Genomic DNA, 21,382 nt, shown 5'->3' with positions numbered 1-21,382 from the left:
GGCCTCGCTCACCCAGCCGAGCGAGGCCGTTCCCATCCCCTCATCATCGGCACCACCGATGACGCCAACATCGGCAAACTCAGCGACGGCCAACACGAGGGGAGCTTGAAAGAAAGTCGAAACAATGATGAGGAAAACTCTGCTCTGCGCGGCCCTGTCGACGGTGGCGTTGTTGCCGGCCGGCGTGGCGACAGCCGACCCCACTCCCGCCGCCGGGAACGGGGTGGTGAACTACACTGCCGCCAGGACACCGACCTCGACGATCATCACGACCGACGCTGGTTCGCTGGTGAACGACGATGGTGTGTTCAAGATCGAGGCGGCGGACGGGACGGTGGTCGCGGGCACGCAGTTGTCGTTCCGGGTCGACGATTTCGTGTTCCCGATTGCGGCCGACATTCATGACCGCACCGCGGTCCTGACCCCGCAGTTCGACCTGGCACACGCGATGTATCAGCCGGTGGCACTGCCCTACGAGGACACCGCACCGTGGAAGACACCCTATGACCGCGAGCAGGCGGCATGGAACCGTCTGACCTCAACCGTCAGCGCAGGCGCCACGATCGGGACCCTGGTGGGAGGCCTCGCCGGCGGCGCGGTCGGCTGCGTGCTGGGCGGAATCGCCGGCGCGACCGTGGCCGCGGCCACGATCGTGGGCATGTTCGGTCCGTTCATTCCCGGTGCCGCGGTGGGATGCCTGGGCGGCATCGTCGCCGTCGGAGCCCTGGGCACGCTGGCCGGGCAGCTGCTGGTGACCGCGCCGGTCGCGATCGTGGCCGCCGTGCAGTACTTCACCACCATCAACCAGCCCTTCACACCGGCCAAATAGGCGACACAATCCCAGGAAACCTCGCGGTCGGACTGATGATCGCGCCCGGCCTGTACTCCGAATCCGGCGAGACTCACATTCCGTGTCGGACCCGTGCGTCGCCGTGGACACCCTGCCTGGTCAACGGTGCAGGTCACAGCTAAGCCGTGAGACACGGCACCGACATCGAGACGCCCTTCCGGCGGGGCAGTTGCTGCCTGTCACCCAAGCCCCGGTACATCGCCGTGCCGGAGAAACGGTCTCGCCCGGCCCTGACCTCAGCCGGGCGAGACCACCTCCAACCTCTGCGCCGCCCCGCCGACACCCGTGGGTGAGGATCGGAACGTGGATTCTTTGAGTCAGAACTGCGCGTTATCGCTGCACCGAAGGAACTGGCTGGCAACCTTCGGATCCGACCCGGACCACTTGGTCGCGTCAGCCGCGACGGACACATCGGGAGAGATTCGAGCTGTGAACGCCGCTACTTCACCGGAGGCCCTTGCGCCGAGTTCCTGGTGATGGGGTTCGCAGCCGCCGCCTACTCGGGCCCACTGCTGACTATCACAGCTGCAGGAGACCACTGCCGTAGCCTGATTTCCTTTGGGCGCTGCCACCGGGCACTGCTCGACCCGCTCCCCGACGTGATGGTCGCCGTCCCCGGCATGGCCGGGCCGCAACTGGTGCCCGGGTCCGCAAGCTGCTCCCAGGACCCTCCTTCTTCCCGAACTCGAAGGCATGCGTCATCGCGCGGTTCAACACCCGCTACTACGACGCTGTCGCCGACCGCACGAACACCACCACGATCGGCAATGACGAGCCGATCGCTGTTAGCAGCGCCGTGTTCAGGTTCGAGGACCACCCGGTCCACCTGCGGCCCCCGCTATCGCCGAGTGCACAGCTCACACCCGGTGGAGTTCGCAGGGTCTAGAACTCCTTGCCCGATGGCCGTCGCCTGAACGATCGGTGAACGTAAGCCAACGCTCGTAGACGGGGGAACACTGTTGTGTAACTTTACCTTCAACAGGGAACGGAAATCCGCGCCTGCGAACCCGTGACCACCTTCCGCCTAGATCCTTTTCAGCCCGACCAGAGGAGACTGTATGCCCGAAAAACATGTGATGACATGGGAGGAATACGTCCGCAATGGCGTGGCGCCACGCGAGGTGATCGATCACTTCCTGACCGGTCCGGGGTGGGCGGCATTCGACCCCGAGCTTGGCTACGTGTCTCAGAACTCGCTGGTGCCGTGGGGGATCGACGACAGCCGGACAATCGAGACCTTCGGCCCGACCGGTGCGCGGTCGGCGTTCCTGTACGCGGACCGGGCGCCGCGGATCAACACCTACGGCGACAGCTTCACCGAGGGCAACCAGGTCAGCGACGGCGAGACCTGGCAGGAGTACCTGGCCGGGCATCTGGGCGAGCCGATCGGCAACTATGGCGTCGGCGGGTACGGCGTCTACCAGGCGTACCGGCGGATGCTCCGGGAGGAGAGCGCCGAGCACGGTGCGGAGTATGTGATCCTCTATGTCTGGGGTGACGACCCGGTCCGCAGCCTGATGCGAGCCCGCTGGTTGCAGCGCTACCCATGGTTCGCCGACCTGTCGCAGCGCAACCTCCAGTTCCACGGAAACCCGTGGGCGAACATCGAGTTGGACCTGTCCACCGGACGGTTCACCGAGCACGAGAGCTTGCTGACCACGCCGGAGTCGGTGTACTCGCTCTGTGACCCGGACTGGCTGTGGGAGCACCTGGGTGACGACCTTGCGGTGCAGTTGTACGCCTATGGCGCCGGCCTGACCACCGAGCTCGACCGTGAGAAAGCCGCTGCACTGGCCGGCTTCCTCGGCTTCGACCTCGACGGCGCGGCAGACCCGCGGGAACAAGCCAACCAGCTGCTACATGTGTACGCCCAACGGGCGACCAACCACATCCTCGACCTGGCCCGCGCCTATACCGTTGCCAACGGCAAGAAACTGCTTGTCGCGCTCAACTTCACTGCCCGCATCGGTGCTCCGATCAGAACCGCGCCGACGACGCCGATCGAGGTCAGCAGCGAGGGTGAGCGCACCGACCAGCTCATCGTGGACCACCTGGAAAGTACAGGCTTCAACTACTTCGACATGAACGAGGTGCACCGGCTGGAGTACGAGCGGATGGCGCCGATGGGCCTGTCCTACACCGACTACCTCGACCTGTACCGGGTCCGCGGCGGGCACTACAGCCCTCGCGGCAACCACCTGTTCGCGTACGCGATCAAGGACTCGTTGATCACGCTGCTGGACCCCAAGCCGCTGCCATACCGCGAGACCAACACCGACGCGCCGATCGACTTCGAGGGCTACCTGCCCCGCTTCCACTGAGACCGCAGCGCGCGGTCAGGATTTGTCGACGATCTGGACGATCTGCCAGGCCTATTCCACGGTGGCACAACGGTTTCGGGTGGCGAGGTAGTCGGTTCGTTCTTCGACTACCTGACCTACCCGCGGATCGTCGGGATGGCCAAGGAGATCATCGGCGGACCGACTCGCCTGCAACAGTCCGACGCACATCCGTCGACCGTCGACGGACACCAGAATTCAGCAGCGATACAACTTCCACCGGTGTTCCCGCGGCCGGGCCGGAACGATCGCGAACGGCCCGTGTCACCGTGATTTTGTCAAGGCCCTCACCGACCTGGGACCAGACCATCGCGGCACCTCGGTGACCCCGGGCACCCACAAGATCCCGGGCGAGGTGGATAAACAGGCGATCATCGACGCCGCGATGGCGGACCCGTCGCTGATCAACCACGTGCAGGCGCCAGCCGGATCGACATTGCTGTTCTTCGAGTCCCTGGTGCACTCACCCGGCATCATCCGGTCCGACCGCGACCGGATGTTACTGGTCGGCGGATACGCACCCCACATGTTCGCGGCCTGTGCGGGCTACGAGCCGGCGGCCGAACTGATACGGCGGCTGCCAGCGGAGTACCAGCAGTTCTTCACCGGGCCGGTACAGCTACAGCTGGCCCGACATCAAGGCCCACTCACTGGCTGATCATCCGCCAGCCCACTGAGCAGGTATGAAAGGAAGTCGAACAAGGATGCGGAAAACTCTGATCTGCGCGGCCCAGCAAACCGCCGACGCCATGAAGGAACCGGTTGATACGTACGTCTATCGCGTCGTCGACGGAACCGAGCTGGCAGCAGACGTGTATCTCCCCGACGACCGACGCACGGTGAAGCCCGTGGTCTTGTGGCTGCATGGTGGCGCCCTCATCAGGGGCTCACGCAAGGGCATCCGCGTACCGCAGATGCAGAGCTACCTGAGAAACTACGTTGTCGTCAGCATCGACTACCGCCTGGCTCCGGAGACCAAGCTGCCCGAGACATGGACCGACATCGAGGCGGCGTACGCCTGGATACGACAGTCCGGCCCTGACCTGTGGAACATCGATCCGAATCGGGTTGTGATCGTCGGGGCTTTACCTGGTGGGTACCTCAGCCTCCTCGCAGGGTGTCGCCTGACGCCCCGGCCGACCGCCATCATCTCCTGGTGCGGCTATGGCGACATCACGGCACCGTGGTATTCACAACCGTCGCCGTTCTACCTCACGAGGCCTCCGGTGAGTCGCGAGGAAGCCCTCGACGTGGTCAGTGAGTCGCCCATCGCGTTCGACGACGGCACCACCGACCGTAAACGGTTCTATCTCTATTGCCGGCAGAAAGGGCAGTGGCCACTCGAAGTAGTCGGCGCCGACCCCGCGACCCAGGAAGAACGGCTTGTCCCGTGGTGCCCCGCACTCAACGTCGACGATCGGTACCCGCCGACCCTGCTCATCCATGGCGACGACGACACCGACGTGCCGCACGAGCAGTCGCGGCAGATGTCGGATTCCCTCGCACGGTCCGGGATCCCGCACGAACTTCTCATCGTACCCGGGGCCCCGCACGGCTTCGACCGTAGTCACGACTCCCCCCCCAGACGAAGACCGCGCTCAAGTCGGCAGGCCGGTTCGTCCAACGCTGGGCGGCGGCACGAAGAACGCCCTCGACCGCACCATCGTCAGGGCTCTTCCATCCGCCCGGCGTTCCAACTCGATCATTGTGGTGCACAACGAGGTGAGGGCTGCCGAGCAAGTCTCGGCACAGGCCTCGTGAATGCCCTGGTCAGAGGGTCCGGGAGGGCTTGGGTTACCACAATCGAGGATCTTCGGCCGGTGTTGTGCGTGGACGGGCGAGAGGACCCGGTCGTGGCGGTGTGGTGCGGCGGCGGACGGGCTTGACCAGCGTGAGTTCGGACGGTGAAAAGGCGAGTGTGTCGCGGGATCGGGCGGGTGTCACCCTCAGACAGTCCGGTTCGGCAGGGTCGGCGAGTGCAATCAGTTTGCCGGATCGCCCCTCGGCCATGCCTACCGCAGCTGCGGTGAACCACACGGTCGGTCGGCGGCCTTGCGCCAGCTCGGTCGCGAGTTGTTCGATGTCGTTGTCGGACAACGAGTGCGAGGAGCTTGGACGAGACGGCATGGTGTACTCCGGGGCGGGGAAGGAGGTCGGGGACACCGCAGAGCATGCCCGACGCCGCCGACACCGCGCCCAGTGGTGTCGTGCCGATCCGTTCAACCACAGGGGGATGGTCCGTAGGGTCCGGGTAGGGAGGAATCCGGCGTCGCGATCGGAATACGCTGCAGGGCAGCAGGATCAGTCGCTGACTCACCTGTCCGGGCGTCCACGCCCGGGCGTAGTTGAGGCTCCAGCGGGTTTGTATCACGTAAGTCTATGTTGGACAAAGGATTATGGCGCATCCGCCCGATTGTCGCCCGGTCTGGTCGCCCCGGGAGTCCTGTCCGGGTGAAATAGATTCTGCTACCGGCCAGTGCGTGGTGCAATGCCATTGTCGGGACTATCCCGCGGTAGGCGACAGGAGATCGGCGATGCGCGATTCGAGTGGTCGTGCGCCGCGCCGCGCTCGATCGGCTGGTCCAGCTCGACGCGGTCGGGGCGCTGGGTACCGATCAGGCTCGGTTGACCGGGCAGACGCTCGGGGTCAGTGAGCGCACGGTGTGGCGGTGGGTGGCCACGCGCCGCGCCGATGTCACGGGGGAGCGGGAGCGGTTCCGCATCGACGACCGGTTGCGGATCAGGCTGGCCTATTGACGTGGTAATGCCGCCGCCTTGCATCGTGAGCTGGTGGAAGCCGAAGCCCGTGGTGGTGCCTCGGTTCCGACGCTGTGCACGGTCCAGCGGGCGATCGCCCGGGATCTCACCCCGGGAGACCGCGCCAGACTCGCCCAGGGGGAGCGCGAACGCCGCCACTACGAGCCCCGAGCCGGGAAGCGATCCTGGCCGCGCTTCGTGCGTCGATCCTGCGCAGCGCACCGTACGGGCTCGCCGGCGGATTGCCGGTGCTGGTGCGCATCGACCGCGGCAAAGACTTCCCGTCCCGCACGGTGAGCGAGGCGCTGGGCGCCGTCGCATCCCGGACGGCCCCTCTGCCGCCCTACGGCTCCTACCTCAAGGGCACCATCGAGACGATCAACTGGGGATCCGCGAATTGGTTCGCGATCTGTTGGTGGTCGAACTTGTACCGCGAGTGGAGTTCTGGGCCGATGACGTGATGATCCGCAGCGAGACGTTCGCACATTTCTCGGCAACCGGCAGGCACTCCAGCGGGCGCGGCACGAACTCGCGATCGAGGACCGTGCACGCGAATCCGATCGCGGCGAATCCACGGAAGCAGTGCGCGAGCTGCACGACGGCGGGCCGGTCGGCGGGCATCGCCTCGAGCCGGTCGACGGTGTCGGCGAGCATCGTGACCAGCGCGCCGGCGTCGGGCCGATATCCGGGCGGTTCGTGTTCTGCGACGTCGAATCCACTGAGCACATCGGTGAGCCTAGGGCGTCTTCACGGGGACGCCGATGCGCGACACCGGTCCTAATCGGACCGGTTTGGATCGGTGATCAGCACGGCGTTGCCCCGAGCGTCCTCGAGGATCTCGAGCACGCGCAGCAGCCCGGAATTGGCCTCCTCGAACAGGCGGCGAACTTCCTTGGGAGCCGGTAACTCCGGCCGGAGATCGGGCATACCGTCGGGCGCAATATCCAGTGCCGCGAACTCGCGGTCGAGCTCGACGATTCCCGCGGGCCGGACGTAGTTGAGCGCGCAGCGCGTCGATTCGGGTATAGAGCGCGTTCGGATGGTTCGGCGATCCCATCGAATCCCCTTCCGGGCGCCCGCCCGCTCCACATGGCGCGGAGAGCGTCGATCGTCGACGTAGGGGCTGGTGGGTGCGACGTGGCGAACTGCCGTCGGCGCGGTGGCGGCCGCTGCGCGGTGTGATCGTGCGAACTACTCGAGTTACCCCCGGCGTTCAGCGCTGGTGCCGAGGGCAGCTCGAGGGCTCGAGTAGTGATGCTCCTTCTGTGTCAAATTCGCATGTATCAGGCTGCGACGAGCCATGTTCGGTAGCGTTGGGCGAGTTCGTAGTCGGGGTAGGTGTTGGGTGCGGGCGATTTTGCTGATGTAGGTGCCTATGGCGGCTGCTGCGGCGCTGAGGGGGATGTTCTTGGCCTGTCGCGCCGGGCGTAGGTCGTCCAGGCCGGGAGCGGCCAGGCCGCGGGCCAGGGATTTGAAGACCTCGCGGGCGATGGCTCGTTTGAGGATGCGCGGGATTTCGGGGTCGTTGCGTCCCTTGGTGCGTTGAGCTCGCACGAACTCGCGGGTGCGTGCGTGGGTGGACATGCGGACCAGGGCGATGGTGTGCAAGGTGTGGTTGGCGCCCCGGTCGCCGCCGCGGGAGAGCCGGTAACGTCTGGTTTTGCCCGAGGACGCCGGGACCGCGGCGGCCGCACAAGGCGGCGAAACAGGCTTCGCTGCGCAGCCGGTCGGGGTTGGCGCCAGCGGTGACCATCAGCTGCGCGGCGTTGGTGGGGCCGACGCCGTGTAGTAAGAGCAGGTGTGGGTTGGTGGCTTTGACCAGGTCGCGGAGCTGTTGCTGGAGGTCGTCGGCTTGGTCGGTGAGGAACCGGTGCCGCCGTGCCAGGGTTCTCAGTGCTGTCAGCACCGCCCGGGCGACCGGATCGGTGCCGCTGGGTCGGGCCGCCAGCAGTGCGGTGATCAGGGCTTTGCCCTCGAGCCCGCGGTCTCGCGGATCGTCGTCGGGGCGGTGACGAGCAGGTGGTGGATCTGGTTGATCGCGGCGGTGCTGGCCTTGACCGCCGAGCGGCGGGTGTTGTTCAGCGCCCGCAGCGCGTGGACCTGTTCGGATTTCGGTGCCGCGTTCGCCTCCCCGGACAGCACTGCGCGGGCGGCGGCGTAGGCGTCGATCGGGTCGGACTTGCCGTGTCTGCGCCCCACCGACCGCTTCGGCCGGATCACCTCACGGACCTCGATCCCCGCCGCGATCACGGCGCGGGTGAACCCGGCTCCGTAGGAGCTCGTGCCCTCGATGCCGATCACCTCCACCGTGCCGAAGGTGGCCACAAATTCCAGCGTTGCCTGGTAACCGGCTGCCGCGGTGGGGAATTCATGATCGCCGAGCCCACGCCCTACCCCGTCGACGACTGCGACGTGATGGTGTCGGCGTGGGTGTCGGCTCCCGCCACGAGCAAGAGATCGGCGACCGGCCCGGTCACTGCCATGCTGTTGATGCCTTCCGTATCGACTTCGGTGGGTCGACACCGGACGGGCGAGCAGACCCGACATTGATGAGGCTTCGCCAGGCTCTTATTAAGTCATGTCCGCCCGGCCGGCGCGCGGAGACCTTGATCGGCGGCAGACCAAATGATGGTCAACCCAGCAGGGCGGCAGTCGGTGCAAGAGATGCAAGAGACATGACGATCAAGATCACTTCCCATCATCAATGTCGGTGTCGTCTGCGATTGTTGGTGGTTACGAGCGGCTGTGGAGGCGGTGCGGCTGTCCGGTGCCGATCTGGCGCGGCTAAGTGTCGGTGGTCCCACCGCGCTCGAGGGCGTCATGTGTGACCCGTTCCGGCCGTACCTGGCGCGGGAGGGCTTCGCCTCGGCGACGCAGACGACCTATCACAAGCGGGCCCGCGGCTTCCTGAAGTGGCTGATTCGCGTCGATACGCATCCGGAGGCGTTGACCGATTCCGCGGCGCGTGATGACGCGGTACTCGAATACCTGTCGACGACCACGGCGGCTACGCGCAAAGGTCACCTTGGCTGCGATCCGTGCGTTGTAAGACTGGCTCGGGCTGGGGCCGGTGTGCGTGGATCCGGTCGCGGTTGACCGGGTGCGGCCGCCGACCTTGTCCGACGATGAGCAGTCCCGGGTGTTGGATGTGGCAGCGGCGCGCTCGGCGCGCGATTATGCACTGATGGTGTCGTGGCTCGATGTTGGCCCGCGCCCGTCGGAGATGCGGCGCCTGGATGTCGACGATGCGGAGTTGTCCGCGCGCGGTGGCCGGCTGCTGCTGACTCGCACCGATGGACAGCAACGTTGGGTAGAGCTGATGCAGGCGAGTATCTGGGTGCTGCTGGGGTGGCGTACCGCGCGCGACGCTGCTCGGGCAACGACGCGCGAAGTCGGGTCCGCTGTTCGTCACCTTGACCCGGCACGGACGGATACAGGCCGATCAGAGCTTGGAATACATCGTCAGCGAGATCGGCCAAGACGCCGGGATGACGGGCTCACGCCGTGGATGCTGCGCGCGACGATAAAGGCGCGCCTGTAGGCGCCAGGCCTGTCGGCAACGAAAGTCGCAGCCCGCATGGGATAGACCTATGTCGACTCTCCGCATGTTCGGGCCTTGTTCACGCGCCCGGACAATGCGCCGTCCCCTCGGCGCCGCCCGGCCTCGGCATCCAGGAAACTGAGCTTCGAGTTCGACGTCGGACACCGGGACGCGCCGCGCGCCGCCGTCAGGTGCGTGGCTTTTCAGCGCTCCCGGTCGTCTCGGTCGCGGTCGGGTGCCCGCGGTGGCTGGCGATGCGGTCCGGCCTGCTGGTCGCGGTCGCGGGTCGACTCGGTGTTGCGTCCCGTCTCCGGTGCCGTGGGGTCCTCGCCGTGCTGGTACGGATCCGGAACCGCGTCCGGGTCCGGTGCGACGGGTCCGGTGGTGCGGCGCAGCCAACCGAATCGGGTCGGGTCGATACCTTCGCGCGGCTGGTCGAGGTCCTCGGTGCTGCGGCGGCCGCGCTGTGGAATATCGCCGTCGGGCATCTCGAAATCGGGCGCTTCGTCGGCGGGTGCGCCGAACGCGGTCCGGGTGACCTGCGCCGGATCGTCGGCGCGGCGGATCGGTGCGGATGTGCTGCCCGCGCCGACCGCGGCGAACTGGCGCTGAATCTGGGTCAGTTCACCGGTGGACAGGGCGGCGAGCTGGCGCGCGCGGGCCACTTCACCCGCAGTGAATGCAGCGCGAGAGATGGCATCGACGGTCCGCCCGATCTGGTGTAGCACCGCCACGTTCGCCAAGGTCGGATTGGCATGCTGTCGGGATGCGAGCAGGATCACCGCCCACCCGCTCGCGCTGTTGCGGCGCTGCCACGGCGGCAAGGGCGCGTCCTGGTGCGCGGGCGTCTGCGCGTACATGCTCAGGGTCCGCGCGGCGCGGGCGATCACACCCGGCTTGGCCTCGTACGCCAGCGACCAGGCGGACAGAACTCCGGCCGCCTGACGCGCCGCCGCCGTGAACGCGACGGTGTCGTGTGCAGGGATCGAGGTGAAGGTGTTGGCCCACCGCTCGAGTTCACCGATGGCGGCGTTGATGTCGCGTCGCGAGGGCGGCGGCACGCGTCGCACGGCGTCGGGTAGCGGCTGCGGCCGCGCCGGAATCGCGGACTCGTCACCGCTGAGGTAGCGCGCTAGAGCGTCTTCCGCCTCGCGCCACGCCTGCTCTGCGGCGGCCCGGTATTCGGGGCTGTCGTCCCACTGGTTGCGGAGCCGGGGCAGGGTGAGGTCAGCCGCAATCGACCCGCCACCGGGCATGATCGGCGGGCGTCGCCGGCCGCTGCTGCCGCCGCGCCCTCCGGCCGGTGGGCGCAACCCGACACACCACCCACGGATCTCGTCGGTGCGCGGGTCGCGGGAGCGCCGGCACAGCACACCTTGGCTGCGCAGGGTGCGCACGAACTCGGCTTCGCTGCGGGATGCGGCGAGCGAGGCACGCACGATGCGTTCGATGGTGTCGCGGTCGGGTTCGATGGCGGCGGTGCGCAGGGCTTGTTTGGCCTCGCCTCGAGGAATGCCCGCGGCGCGGGCAGCGGCGTCCACCTGGGCACGGTGATAGCCGCGTGTGGTGCGGCCGTCGTGGCGGCCGAGCACCACGCGCAGGCCGTGCCGCTGCTCGAGCACTTTGCAGGCGTCCTGTGCGCGGGCGAAATCGCGGTAGGTGTTGACTCGTGTGCCGTCCTCGCGGATGACGCTCGCGGCGATGTGGATGTGGTCGTTGCTGCGGGCGGACAGGCCGTGCCGGACCGCGACCCACCGCGCATCCGCGCGTCCGGCGCGGTCGCCGGAGAATTCCATCGAATCCATGAATTCCCGCGCGATGGCGGCCCATTTCTCATCGGGTAACTGGTCCTCGTCGGCGTGCAGGCTCAGCGAGCAGTGCCACACATTGCCGTCCCGCTTGGGCTGGAGGGGGTTCACGACGGCGCGGCCGTCGGCGTCGATGATGGTCCGGCCCTGGGCATCGCGCAGATAGTTGGGGACCGTGACCACTGTGCCGAACGCGCGGCGTGGCGCGTCGATCTCGCGGGCGACGATGCGCGCCTGGGTGACCGGCAGTTCGCCGTCGAATCCCAGGCCCAGCACCGACGGATGCCCCGCCACGATGTGCGGATTGGTGTGCTCGTTCTCGTCGCCGGGTCCGGCGAGGTAGGCCAGCAGGCCGCCCATCTGTGCGCCGCGCGTCACCTTGGGAATCACCAGCCCGTCACCACTTCGATAGCGACGCCCGCGCGATTGGCGTAGCTTTCGACGATACCCAACACGGCAGTGAGTTCGGCGTCCTGGTCGCCAAGCTCCCGGGTCGAGTTGAGGACTCGGGCGATCTGGTGGAGGTTGTTGCCGATCTTGCGCAGGGCACTTTGCACGCGGAAAAGCTCATGGATGAGTTCGCGGAACTCATCCGGTGCAACTGGAAGCTCATCGGCGAGGGCGGCCTCGCGCAGTAGCCGCGCGGGGCTGACGCGGGCGAGATCGGCGAGTTGCTGAAGGTCGGCGTCTTCCCTGGGATTGACCTTGACCTTGATGGCTTTCTTGCGCGGCCCGTCTTCGGAGTTGGCGGTGCGCCTGCGCCGTTCGGCGCGGGCGGCGTTGCGGTTGGCGGAGTTGCGAGACAGCATCCGGACCGCACGCGGTTCGGGCTGGGGTGTGGCCTCCTCGGACATCCCACGGCCTCCCTTTCCGCGCGGCGCCGGCCGCGTGCCTCGGCCGTGAACGGGCTCCAGTTCAGCACGCCCACGCGGCAGGCGCAATCGTGTGCTTCGCTTAGGGCCCCTAAGTCCATAACTTGCTCACGCGGAGCAAGGAAGATTCTCGGCTCGGGCTCCTAATCGGGCCCGAGTCCTAGCGCGCCGCAGGCGCGCAAATTTGGCCCGCGCGGAGCGCGGCTCCGGCTTACCATGGCGGCATGTCTGATCTTGACGAGTTCGAAGCAGGGATCCGCGCGCAAGCGGAGCGCAAAATTGCGGTGGGGCGTGCATTGGCCAAGTCCGCGGACGAGCTTCTGGCAGCCCAAAAGAAGTATCGGACGGACTACGAAGCGGCATTGTCGGAGTTCGACGAAGCCGACTTGCGGCGCATCGGTCTGGTCGTCGACGGCGTGAAACCAGGACCGAAGAAGAAGGCCGTGCCGAAGAAGCCAGCGAGCGCCACGGCGAGTAAGCCGAGGGCTGCAAGCGTGTCTAATGCTGCCTCCCATCCTGCTCCGGAGTCGACGGGGGGCGGATCGAATGCTGCCGCGCCGGCGGGCACGGCCGTGGCGGCTACAGCTGCTGCCGACGGTGCCTCGGGCTAGCCTGGAGACGACAGAGGGGCCCCGACCGCTTTCCGTGGGTCGGGGCCCTCTTCTGCTAGTGGGTGCTTGCGGATCGGTTCGTCGCGTGCTCTGCGAGGGTCGCGACACGTTGCCGCATTGTGCGCCAGAGTCGGACGGCGTCGCCGGTGAGCTGCTCGAGGTCGTCGATGGGTGCGAAGGCGTCGGCCATTTGCTCCATGCGTGCGCCGTGCTCGGCGAAGGATCTGCGGTAGCTGTCTTCGACGACTTGGTGTGCGTCTGCCCAGACGGTGAGTGGTAGCCGTGAGGTGTAGACGAATGAGAGGTAGGTGACGACCTCGCGTAGGGACGGGTGCGGGGTGATGGTGATCGGTCCGCGTGCTCGGGCAGCGACGGCTTGGGGTGTCGGTGGTGTTCCGGTGGCGGCGAGTTCGCGGATGAGGGTGATCATGACGCGGGGCATGTGGCCTTGCACGTCTTCGTTGTGAACGTGGGCCAGGACGGCGGAAGCGTCGGCGGCGTCGAGGTTGAGCAGAGCTGCGACGAGATTGTTCTCTGGGTCGACGACGGCGAGGGCCTGTGTGGCGAGGTGGTCGGCGATTGCGTCGCATACCTCACGTTCGTTGTGGTCGAGCCCGGCTGGAAGCCCGTCGGGCTCTGAGTCGTCGGTCGGCGTGGTCATGGGTTCGCTTCCCTCCCTGCGGCCGGGCTTTCTCTGGTCCGGCGGTACAACGTTCCCGCACGCACGCTGGACGGCGTGGTGATCTCAGCGTATCGAGGTTCGCGCGGGTCAAGATCATGATCCGAGTAGTTGGTTGTGTACGCGCGGCGGCGCGATTGGTCCCGCTTGATGTGAGCTGCCACACCACCCACCACCGTTTTCGTTGGCTTGCCACGAAGTGCACTACAGTGCGGCGCGGGCGGTCTCGGGGTTGGTATCGGTGAGCGCGTGGCGGGCGCGGGTGCGTGCGGCGTTGGCGATCATTTCGAGGTCTTGATTGGTGGGGGCCAGGAATGATGCCGGGCGGCGGCCGCAGTTCCACGGCTGGTTCGGGTTGGTGATGATCGCGGCGGCTTCGCTGCCGCTGCGGCGGTCGGCGAGCGCGGACACGATGGCGGCGGGGTCGGCACCGGCGGCTAGTGCGGCGGCGAAATGGTAGTCGGCGATCGGCCAGTAGCCGGTGGCGTCGGCAAGGGCTTCGGCCGCGACGGTGTCGCGGAGTCGGTCCGACAACGGGATGTGGTCGTGTTCGGCGGGCATGGTGGTGGCCTTCACTGTGGCGGGGTGTGGCTCAGGGGCAGCGGATGTAGCTGTGTCCGCAGGCCGTGCAGCGGGTGCGGGCGGCGACGGCTTCGGCGATGTCGTCGGGGAGGTAGTTGACGCTGGTGCAGCCGCAGATGTAGCGGCGGTGGCCGGGCTCGTCGGGGTAGTCGGGGATCCGCGGCGTGGGGGAGTGGCGGGTGCGGCAGATCCCGGGGGGATCGGTGCAGATGTGTTCGGCGGTCAGCACGCGCAGTTCGGCTGTCTTGCTGGCGGTCTTGTTGCCGTTGGTGAGGTAGCGATGTTCGGCGTCGGTCGGGGAGATGGCGTGCAGTTGGATCGTGGTGTGTTCGCTGCGGAGCTCGGTCACCTCCCAGAGCGCTGTTCGATGCTTGTGGGCGGTGCGGGCTGGGTGGTCATGGCGAGAGTCCTTCGATGTGTGGTGTGCTCGGGTGGCGGAGTGCAACCCGGGCCGGAGCCGTGGTGGTGGTTCCGGGCCGGGTGGGTGCGGGTTGGGTGGTCAGGCGGCGGCGATGGTGATGCGGTGGGGTTCGACGAGGGTCAACAGGCTGCGGTCGGCGCGCAGGTAGGTGGCGTCGGGTGTGCCGCCGAGGGGGACGAGTTTGTACCAGCTGTTGTTGCCGTTGGGCAGGCCGATGACGACGTAATGGACGTCGTTGCCGCGTTTGGTGACTATCGATCCGTAGTAGAGCGGGGGCGTGGCCTTCGCGGCGGCGAGGGCGGCGTCTCGTTCGGCGTCGGTCGCGGGGCGGATCCAGGTTTTGGGTGCGCGGCAGGCTTTGCCGTCGCTGACGGGGTCGATGTCGATGTTGACCGGCAGCACTTTGGTGACGGTGAAGACTTTCCCGCGCAGGGTGTCGTCGGCGTGGGGGTAGTCGAGTACGACGTAATCGCCACGGGTGTACATGGGGGGGAGTCCTTTCGAGTGGTGTTGGTGAGTTGTGTTGCGAGAGTGAGAGTCCGAGCTCAGGGGAAGCGGGTCCTGGTGGGGCAGCACCGGGGGATCGCTGTCGGTTGAGGGGTGTGTTCGCCGGGGAAGTTGTGCAGGGCGTGGACGTTTTGGAACAGATGCCTGTCGCGGTGGGGTGCGGTCATGGTCGGGATGCCTTTGTGGAGATGGGTTCTCGCCTCGGGCGGGCGTGCCCGCCGGCCGGATGCATGGGGTGGGTGGGCCGAGTGCTGGCCGGGGTGAAGGGACTGCACGGCGCGCCAGCGCCGTTCCGTTTACCCGCGCGCTGGCGCTGACTGTCCAGACGGGACGGGACGGGGCGCGGGCTGGGGTGGGGTGGGGCGGCGCGGGGGCTGTCCGCGCCGCTGTCGGTCTATCGCTGGAGTGTGCGCATGAAGTGGTGGTAGTCGGTCAGGAAGCCGTGCGCGAACTGGGTTGCGTCGGGACCGAATTCGGCGGGGCCGGTCAGGTGGATGTGGAATCCGGGCCGGTCTGCGGCTACGCCGCACACAGTGTGTTTGGCGTCGATACGCACGCGCGCATCGTGGAATGTCCAGGTGCGGGCGTAGGCGGATTCGTCGTCGCGTTCGGCGCGTGGGCCGTTCATGCCTTCGCTCATCGTGTCCAGGAGGGCGCGGCGGGCGCGGTCGGCTTTCTCGGCGGTTTCCTGGGCTTGGCGGCAGGTGGTGATCGCGTATCGGAGGGCGGCGATGACATCGCAGCGCACGGCGTAGGCGAGATCCTCGATGGGGGATCGGGTGTCGAGTGGCGTGCTGTAGAGCTGGTGGCCTAGTTCGGGGGAGTAGTCGGCAAGGGTCGGGTCGATGAGGGCGACGCTGGCGACGACTTGGAAGCTGAGGCCGTCGGGGTCGTTGGGGGCGATGATGACTCGCACTCCGTCGGCGCTGGTGAGGGTGGCGCGGTCGGGCTGGTCGGGGTGGCGTCCGGATTTCCACTCGTGGTCGGTGACAGCGGAAATGCGGTCGGCCAGCTCGAATGCCAGCACACGGATATCGGTCAAGGCGGTCATGATGTGGTCCTTGGATCGGGGTTCGCGCGCACAATGCGGCCACGCCCGGTGGCGGGGTAGCGGGGTGCGCGCGGGCTGATGGTTCGGGGTGGTCGCCAAGGGCCGCGCCCGGCGTGGGCCGGGCGCGGCGTTCATTTGAGGACAGGGCCGGTTAGGCGGCCGCGTCGTCCTGGTCGTCGTTGCCCCCGGTGGCGGCGTCGACCTTCTTGGAAGCGATTTCGGTCAGGGCGTCGGCGAGCGACACGTCGCCGAGCGTGACGCGGTCCATGAGTCCCAGCGTGTGCCCGAGCTTGGCCAGCAATGTCAGGTAGGGCCGCGAGATCTTCATGTCCACCATGAAGTGAATGCCGCTGCGCTCCTGTGCGATACGCCAATAGCTGGCGGTGCGGGCCTCGGTGACTTCGCGGTGCATCAACCGTTCGATCGCGCCCATGGCCAAACCGATTTCGTACTTGTCGAGCTGGTCGGGCCGGGTCATTTTCGCGACCGCGCTCCCGTCGTTGATCTTGCTGACCGGGATACCCAGCAATTCCGCGCTGATCGCGCGCGCTCCGGCGTCATCGAAAATGCCGGGCACCGCACCCTCGAGCATGCCGCGCCACCTGCGGGCCTCGAACAACAGGGCCGCCGTTTCCTTCTTCTCCTTCGCGGTCTTGTCCTTCGGCGTTGTTGTCAGCCATTCGGCGACGGCGTTGCGGCGGGCGATGGTGTCGTAGCGGGCTTGCTTGTTCAGTACGCCCACCTGTGTCGAGGTGATGCCGGTCTTGGCGTTGCTGCTCGCAGGCTTCACGCGGGTGAGCCCGGCTCGCCGGTAGTCCGGGCAGAAATAGTGCGGGGTGAGCCGTTCCTGCGTCCGGACCTGGTTCGCGTGGTAATACCCTTCCCGCGCTTCGCGTTCGGGGTCGTTGTGGGTGGCCACGTCCACAAGGTGCTCGTCGATCTCCTCACCGGACTCGGTGAGCACGATGGCCTCGGTGTGGCCGATGTAGACGGCCCACTGCGAGGGCGCGATATCGGCGTCGGTCGGCTGGTTGCCCTCGGCGGTGCGCAGCTGCTCGAGCGGCATGCAGTCCTTGTACTGCGATTCGTTGGGCCAGCGCTCGAGAATCTGGAACCCGCGTGCCCGGTAGCTGATGGCTTCGGCGGCGCGGGCGGCGTTCACCCGCCGCTCCTCGCGCAGTTCCTCGAGCTTGGCGACGAAGCGGGAGTTGCTGAATCCGGAGGCCCAGCGCAGTTCGTTGAATGCGTCGGGGTCGTCTTCGAACTCGGCGGCCTGGGCGGCGTGCAACAGGTCCATCTGCCCGGCCATGACCCGCGAGCGGGCCTCGCCGGTGCCCGAGAGCGTGCGCAGCGCCTCGGCCTGCGTGCGGTCGGTGATGCCCAGCTCGCGCAGCTTCTTGGTCTTCTCCCGGGCGGGCAGGTCCAGTCCGGCCAATTGCTCTTGCGCGGCGTAGATCTCGGCGTTGGTCAGCTCCACGCGCTTGACGTTGGCGGTGACCTGATCGACCAGGATGGCGGCGGCCTGCTGGGCGGCGGTGCCCTCGGGGGCCTTCTCCAGCAGTACCGGAACGGTGGTCATCTCGCCTTTGCGGGCTCCCAGAATCCGGCGCTGACCGTCGATGATCTGAACGATGCCGTCCGGGCGCAGAAACGCCGACGGGAGTTGCTTGTATCCGGCTTTCACCGACTCGACGTAGTCCTCGGTCAGTGATTCGAGGGCGTTGGCGAGATCGCGCGGGTTGGCACCGATAACCACGTGCATCGGGTGCACTTTGACCGGAATGTGCGCGGTCGGGTCGGCGGCCAACTCGGCGCGGATCGCCTCGACGCGCTCCGGAGCAAGCGGCACCGGAACCACGGTCACCCATTCCTCACCCGTGGCGGGCGCGATGGTCTCGGGTTCGGTCGCGGTGGTGGGATTTTCGATGGTCGTCATTGTGTTGTGTTTTTCCTGTGGTGAGCGCCCCGGCCCGGCTGGATAGCGACCAGCCGGGCCGGGCCTGAAAGTTGGGGGGTGTTGGTGGTTCGGGCGTTGGGGTGGGCCTCGGGCTCGTGGGTGGCGCACCGGAGTTAGCGGTCGCGCGGGGCCATGATGGTCAGCACCGGGTCCGGGGTGTCGCCGGGACCGCAGTGCAGGTAGAGGGTGACCGGCTTCGGCCGAGTGTCGGTGCTGCCGTTGGCCAGCCGCAGCACGTCGAATTTCACTTCGGAGGCGTTGCGGTTCAGCCGGGCGGCGAGCATCGCCATGGTCAGCACATCCCAAGTGCGGCCGGTGATCGACTGTCCGTGTTTGCCGTCTTCGTCCCAGGCGACGGCGGCGGCCCAGGCGTGTTCGGCGATGGCGACCGGGTGCCGGAATCCGGCTTCTCTGGCCAGTTCGCTCACGTCGTGCAAGACGCCGTCGGCGATGGCCTGGGCGCGGCTGTAGGTGTGGATGATTTCCCAGCCGTTGGTGTCGGTGCTCATGGTTTCCTTTGTGGTAGAGGGTGTTTCGGGGTTGGTGACGGGCGCGCGGTGGTGGTGCTCGGGCGCGCTGGTCGGGCCGGTTCATTGGTGGGTGTTCTGGGCGGCGATGGCGTCGCGGTAGGTGGTGGCGGCGTGTTCGGCGGCGTCGAAGGGGATATGCCGTTTGGTCGCTCCCTCGATGTGGAGGCGCTTGACGGTGCGGTAGCTGCTTGCGCCGGGGGCCAGGGTGCGCACTTCGATGGTGGGGATCGGCAGGTATCGCAAGTCGGCGTCGGTGGCGGTGTGGACCCATCCGGCGAGGTGGATCAGGGTCAGCAGATGCGTGGTTTCGTCGGCGGCTGTGAATCGCCACGAACTGGTGGCGATGCCCTGGTGAAATTCGAGCGGGGTTGTCATAGCGGGTTGCTTTCTCTTACAGTGGGGCCGGTTAAGGCCCGAGCTAGATAGCGACTAGCTCGGGCCTTGACCTGGTGTTATGGGGGGTTGTCTCCGGTCGGCTCAGATGCGGGACTGGAGGGTGACCGCGCGCAGGAACTCGCAGCGGTCCTGCCCGAACAGGGCCGGGATATGCCGGTTGAGTGCGCCGGTCAGCGCGGCCGGTGCGGGGTGCAGGGTGTGGCCTTCGCGGGAACCGAAGGGGTGATCCCACTCGGTGACGGCGGCGGCGTTCATGCGGCAATCGACGTACCAGAGACGTTCGCCGCGCAGTCGGGACACGAAACTGATCGATCCGTCCGGGTGCTGGACGGTGCCCAGCCAGCCGGAGAACCCGAACGGGTGCGAGTCCGGGGCGGAAAGCACGCTGTCGGCCAGGTCGGTGAAGCTGAACGAACGGGCGGAAATGATGTGGTAATCCATTGTGGTCGTTGCCCTTTCGCTGGTTAGAGGAGTGCGCCGGTGCGTCCGGCGGCGCGGCCGCGCGCGTCGGCCAGGCCGTGGCGGATCGCGCGGCCGCTGCCGCACAGCGGGCCGGAGTTGGGGTTGGGCACTGCGCCGCCGGGGCAGCAGATCTCGCACGTCTCGTTGTGGGCGTGCAGTGCGTCGATGTACTCGGCGACGGTTCCGGTGAAGGCCATTGGAGTTTCTCCGTGCTCGGTTGTGGGTGGAAGTGGGTGCCCGGCCCGGCTGGATAGCGACCAGCCGGGCCGGAGACCGTAGAAGGGGGTTGGTCAGGGGTTGGTGGGTGCGTCGGTGACGGCCCGCAGGTAGCGGCGGGCGATCAAGATGGCCGACCCGGGGGCGGTGGTGGGGTCGCCGAGTTGCTGCCCGTGCGCGGTTTCGACCCAGTAGCGCGGGTGCGGTTCGCCTTCGGGCTGGCCGGTGTAGACGGTGGCGGTGAAGTTGCCGCGCCGCAGGATGCGGTACGCCTGCACTCCGGGAATGTGTTCGCTGCCTGCCATTTTCTTTGTCCTTTCGGGTCAGGCGAGGATGGTGGCGGTGAGGGTGCCGTGGACGGTGCGGCGCAGGATCAGCGAGAACCGCGTCGCGGTGAGTACTCCGGCGGTCACGGTCGTGACCGCGATGGTGAGGCGGCGGATCTCCGTGGGGCCGACCGGAACCATGGCCGCGACAGCGGCGGTCAGTACCTGCGTGCGGGTCTCGTCCGGGATGGCGTTCTCGATCCAGGCTTTGCCGACCGCCAGGCGGTGGCTGTGGGCGTGGTCGGTGATGTCGACCAAGGCGAAGTGCATTGCTGGGCTGTTCCTTTCGTTGACTGTGGGTGTGTCAGGCGGTGTAGCGGCCGGTGAAGCCGGTCAGCTCGGCGGGCAGCAGGTAGGCCGCATCGGTGGTGTGGCGCTGGTCGGCGACCGGTACCGGCCCGTGGTAGGTGCGGGTGTTCCTCGACCACACCGGGCTCCCGGCCGTGGTCGCGGTGGTGGCGTAGACCGTGGCCAGCCCGGCGTCTTGCAATTCGAGGTAGTAACCGGCGTTGTCGAGCAGGGCGGCGTGGGCGGTGGTGTCGCGGGTGGTGCGACGGTCGATGAGGACACCGAGCACGTGCACGGGCTCGGTGTGGGCGGCCTGGAGCAGTCGGCATCCGTCGTGGGCGTCGAAATGCTCAGTGTTGTAGCGCTGGATACCGCGCACCACCGACCAACCTCCCTCCATTTCATTCAGCGCCAGCAGCATCAGGGACCGGCCGGGTATCGGCTGGCCGAACATTGCCGGGAGTGCCGCGACCAAAGCGGGCGCGGTGTGAATGGGATGAACATTCGATGGATTCATCGAATTCACGTTCATGGATCGAATTCCTTTCCGGGGAATTACTGGATGAATGGTGCCGCTTTTACCGGCGGTATCGGCGAGCGTTCCCGCGACGGGACACAGATATTTGCCCTGACCTGGGTCATGTCCGAACCGCAAGGGTTCGCCTCGCTCGTGCGCGGGGACAGAATCAGAGCGCGGAAACGCTCTCGGGCTCACACTATGGAATTCTCAAAGAACGCGGTCAGGAGGGCGATTGCGGCGCGGGAGCAAGCTCCCCATTCCCTTTCGTTCCCTCAAACCCAGCACGGCGGGAGCATCGGGCTCCCTCTTCTTTCTTCTCCCTTCCGATCGTGTAGTTATATCCTATCATGTACCGGTTTCAATTCTGCAAGAAAGAACCGGCGATGGATGTGATGCTTTTCTCTGCTTTTATTCGCTGGTTTCGGTTGTTTTTGCGGGTTTTTGGTGGCTTTTGGAGGCGCTGCTCCCGGCGAGGGCGGGGGCTCCGGGGGCTGGCCCCCGTGCACGCCCGCCAGGGCGTGGGGTTCTTTCCCGGGTGACAGGCCACGGCGAGGGGCGGGTGGTGGTGGTTCTTTCGGTGGGCCTGGGGCGTCTCCGATCACTGCTGTCCGGAGGGGGCAAGCCGCAACGCGATTAATGGGGGTGGCCCCACCGGGAAACAGAGGAAGA

The 21,382-nt window shown here is 67.0% G+C and carries 27 protein-coding genes and 1 pseudogene; 8 read left to right on the top strand and 20 right to left on the bottom strand.

Annotation, left to right across the window (positions count from 1 at the left end):
- Positions 1-127: 127 nt before the first annotated feature.
- From ACWEKS_RS45545 to ACWEKS_RS45525, 5 genes are all read left to right on the top strand, one after another.
- Positions 128-829, top strand: a complete 702-nt coding sequence (locus ACWEKS_RS45545) for a hypothetical protein (protein WP_452345921.1) — start codon at positions 128-130, stop codon at positions 827-829.
- A gap of 1,079 nt (positions 830-1,908) precedes the next feature.
- A complete protein-coding gene (locus tag ACWEKS_RS45540; RefSeq protein WP_452345919.1) occupies positions 1,909-3,171 on the top strand; it encodes a hypothetical protein in 1,263 nt (420 codons plus the stop codon).
- A 187-nt stretch (positions 3,172-3,358) separates the two neighbouring features.
- On the top strand, positions 3,359-3,847 hold the full coding sequence (locus tag ACWEKS_RS45535) for a phytanoyl-CoA dioxygenase family protein (RefSeq protein WP_452345920.1): 489 nt from the start codon (positions 3,359-3,361) through the stop codon (positions 3,845-3,847).
- 46 nt (positions 3,848-3,893) lie between these two features.
- On the top strand, positions 3,894-5,075 hold the full coding sequence (locus ACWEKS_RS45530) for an alpha/beta hydrolase (protein ID WP_452345918.1): 1,182 nt from the start codon (positions 3,894-3,896) through the stop codon (positions 5,073-5,075).
- Positions 5,076-5,736: 661 nt separating this feature from the next.
- Positions 5,737-5,946 carry a hypothetical protein gene (locus ACWEKS_RS45525; RefSeq protein WP_452345917.1) on the top strand — a complete coding sequence of 70 codons (210 nt, stop codon included), beginning with the start codon at positions 5,737-5,739 and terminating at the stop codon, positions 5,944-5,946.
- A 378-nt stretch (positions 5,947-6,324) separates the two neighbouring features.
- Here the strand turns inward: ACWEKS_RS45525 and ACWEKS_RS45520 are convergent, their stop codons facing one another.
- From ACWEKS_RS45520 to ACWEKS_RS45500, 5 genes and pseudogenes are all read right to left on the bottom strand, one after another.
- Positions 6,325-6,672, bottom strand: coding sequence for a hypothetical protein (locus tag ACWEKS_RS45520; RefSeq protein ID WP_452345916.1), 348 nt, complete (start codon positions 6,670-6,672; stop codon positions 6,325-6,327).
- Positions 6,673-6,723: 51 nt separating this feature from the next.
- Positions 6,724-7,035: a hypothetical protein gene (locus ACWEKS_RS45515; RefSeq protein WP_452345915.1), complete on the bottom strand. Its 312-nt coding sequence runs from the start codon at positions 7,033-7,035 to the stop codon at positions 6,724-6,726.
- A gap of 111 nt (positions 7,036-7,146) precedes the next feature.
- A complete protein-coding gene (locus ACWEKS_RS45510) occupies positions 7,147-7,530 on the bottom strand; it encodes a hypothetical protein (protein WP_452345914.1) in 384 nt (127 codons plus the stop codon).
- A gap of 27 nt (positions 7,531-7,557) precedes the next feature.
- Positions 7,558-7,689 (bottom strand): annotated as a pseudogene (locus ACWEKS_RS45505) (hypothetical protein); the annotation flags it as partial.
- Between the two features lie 216 nt (positions 7,690-7,905).
- Entirely contained in the window at positions 7,906-8,493 is a 588-nt protein-coding gene (locus tag ACWEKS_RS45500) for an IS110 family transposase (protein WP_452345913.1), read from the bottom strand.
- 198 nt (positions 8,494-8,691) lie between these two features.
- Between ACWEKS_RS45500 and ACWEKS_RS45495 the strand changes: the two genes are divergently transcribed.
- Complete coding sequence (locus tag ACWEKS_RS45495; RefSeq protein ID WP_452345912.1) at positions 8,692-9,042, top strand: hypothetical protein; 351 nt, start codon at positions 8,692-8,694, stop codon at positions 9,040-9,042.
- Positions 9,023-9,487, top strand: a complete 465-nt coding sequence (locus ACWEKS_RS45490; RefSeq protein ID WP_452345911.1) for a hypothetical protein — start codon at positions 9,023-9,025, stop codon at positions 9,485-9,487. The genes ACWEKS_RS45495 and ACWEKS_RS45490 overlap by 20 nt, the downstream gene beginning before the upstream one ends.
- 203 nt (positions 9,488-9,690) lie before the next feature.
- Here ACWEKS_RS45490 and ACWEKS_RS45485 read toward each other — a convergent pair whose 3' ends face one another.
- Positions 9,691-11,685 (bottom strand): relaxase/mobilization nuclease domain-containing protein, encoded by a 1,995-nt coding sequence (locus tag ACWEKS_RS45485; protein WP_452345910.1) that lies wholly within the window; start codon positions 11,683-11,685, stop codon positions 9,691-9,693.
- The gene (locus tag ACWEKS_RS45480) at positions 11,682-12,149 is read right to left on the bottom strand and encodes a plasmid mobilization protein (protein ID WP_452345909.1); all 468 of its coding nucleotides are present in this window, start codon (positions 12,147-12,149) and stop codon (positions 11,682-11,684) included. The genes ACWEKS_RS45485 and ACWEKS_RS45480 overlap by 4 nt, the downstream gene beginning before the upstream one ends.
- 242 nt (positions 12,150-12,391) lie before the next feature.
- Between ACWEKS_RS45480 and ACWEKS_RS45475 the strand changes: the two genes are divergently transcribed.
- Positions 12,392-12,778 carry a hypothetical protein gene (locus ACWEKS_RS45475; RefSeq protein ID WP_452345908.1) on the top strand — a complete coding sequence of 129 codons (387 nt, stop codon included), beginning with the start codon at positions 12,392-12,394 and terminating at the stop codon, positions 12,776-12,778.
- Positions 12,779-12,833: 55 nt separating this feature from the next.
- Here ACWEKS_RS45475 and ACWEKS_RS45470 read toward each other — a convergent pair whose 3' ends face one another.
- From ACWEKS_RS45470 to ACWEKS_RS45410, 13 genes are all read right to left on the bottom strand, one after another.
- A complete protein-coding gene (locus ACWEKS_RS45470) occupies positions 12,834-13,439 on the bottom strand; it encodes a hypothetical protein (protein ID WP_452345907.1) in 606 nt (201 codons plus the stop codon).
- 222 nt (positions 13,440-13,661) lie between these two features.
- The gene (locus ACWEKS_RS45465) at positions 13,662-14,033 is read right to left on the bottom strand and encodes a hypothetical protein (RefSeq protein WP_452345906.1); all 372 of its coding nucleotides are present in this window, start codon (positions 14,031-14,033) and stop codon (positions 13,662-13,664) included.
- A 16-nt stretch (positions 14,034-14,049) separates the two neighbouring features.
- Positions 14,050-14,388 carry a hypothetical protein gene (locus tag ACWEKS_RS45460; protein WP_452345905.1) on the bottom strand — a complete coding sequence of 113 codons (339 nt, stop codon included), beginning with the start codon at positions 14,386-14,388 and terminating at the stop codon, positions 14,050-14,052.
- A 150-nt stretch (positions 14,389-14,538) separates the two neighbouring features.
- Entirely contained in the window at positions 14,539-14,946 is a 408-nt protein-coding gene (locus ACWEKS_RS45455; protein ID WP_452345904.1) for a hypothetical protein, read from the bottom strand.
- Between the two features lie 415 nt (positions 14,947-15,361).
- The gene (locus tag ACWEKS_RS45450) at positions 15,362-16,018 is read right to left on the bottom strand and encodes a hypothetical protein (RefSeq protein ID WP_452345903.1); all 657 of its coding nucleotides are present in this window, start codon (positions 16,016-16,018) and stop codon (positions 15,362-15,364) included.
- A gap of 151 nt (positions 16,019-16,169) precedes the next feature.
- Positions 16,170-17,954: a hypothetical protein gene (locus ACWEKS_RS45445; RefSeq protein WP_452345902.1), complete on the bottom strand. Its 1,785-nt coding sequence runs from the start codon at positions 17,952-17,954 to the stop codon at positions 16,170-16,172.
- 134 nt (positions 17,955-18,088) lie between these two features.
- Positions 18,089-18,484, bottom strand: coding sequence for a DUF6573 family protein (locus ACWEKS_RS45440; RefSeq protein ID WP_452345901.1), 396 nt, complete (start codon positions 18,482-18,484; stop codon positions 18,089-18,091).
- Between the two features lie 81 nt (positions 18,485-18,565).
- On the bottom strand, positions 18,566-18,880 hold the full coding sequence (locus ACWEKS_RS45435; RefSeq protein ID WP_452345900.1) for a hypothetical protein: 315 nt from the start codon (positions 18,878-18,880) through the stop codon (positions 18,566-18,568).
- A 102-nt stretch (positions 18,881-18,982) separates the two neighbouring features.
- Positions 18,983-19,342 carry a hypothetical protein gene (locus ACWEKS_RS45430; protein ID WP_452345899.1) on the bottom strand — a complete coding sequence of 120 codons (360 nt, stop codon included), beginning with the start codon at positions 19,340-19,342 and terminating at the stop codon, positions 18,983-18,985.
- 23 nt (positions 19,343-19,365) lie between these two features.
- Positions 19,366-19,560 (bottom strand): hypothetical protein, encoded by a 195-nt coding sequence (locus ACWEKS_RS45425; protein ID WP_452345898.1) that lies wholly within the window; start codon positions 19,558-19,560, stop codon positions 19,366-19,368.
- Between the two features lie 93 nt (positions 19,561-19,653).
- On the bottom strand, positions 19,654-19,884 hold the full coding sequence (locus tag ACWEKS_RS45420) for a hypothetical protein (protein WP_452345897.1): 231 nt from the start codon (positions 19,882-19,884) through the stop codon (positions 19,654-19,656).
- 18 nt (positions 19,885-19,902) lie between these two features.
- Positions 19,903-20,175, bottom strand: a complete 273-nt coding sequence (locus ACWEKS_RS45415) for a hypothetical protein (protein WP_452345896.1) — start codon at positions 20,173-20,175, stop codon at positions 19,903-19,905.
- A gap of 34 nt (positions 20,176-20,209) precedes the next feature.
- Positions 20,210-20,725, bottom strand: a complete 516-nt coding sequence (locus ACWEKS_RS45410; protein ID WP_452345895.1) for a hypothetical protein — start codon at positions 20,723-20,725, stop codon at positions 20,210-20,212.
- Positions 20,726-21,382: the final 657 nt, after the last annotated feature.

It is taken from the genome of Nocardia sp. NPDC004711 (assembly GCF_053601595.1).
This window is presented reverse-complemented; position numbering and strand designations above follow the sequence as displayed.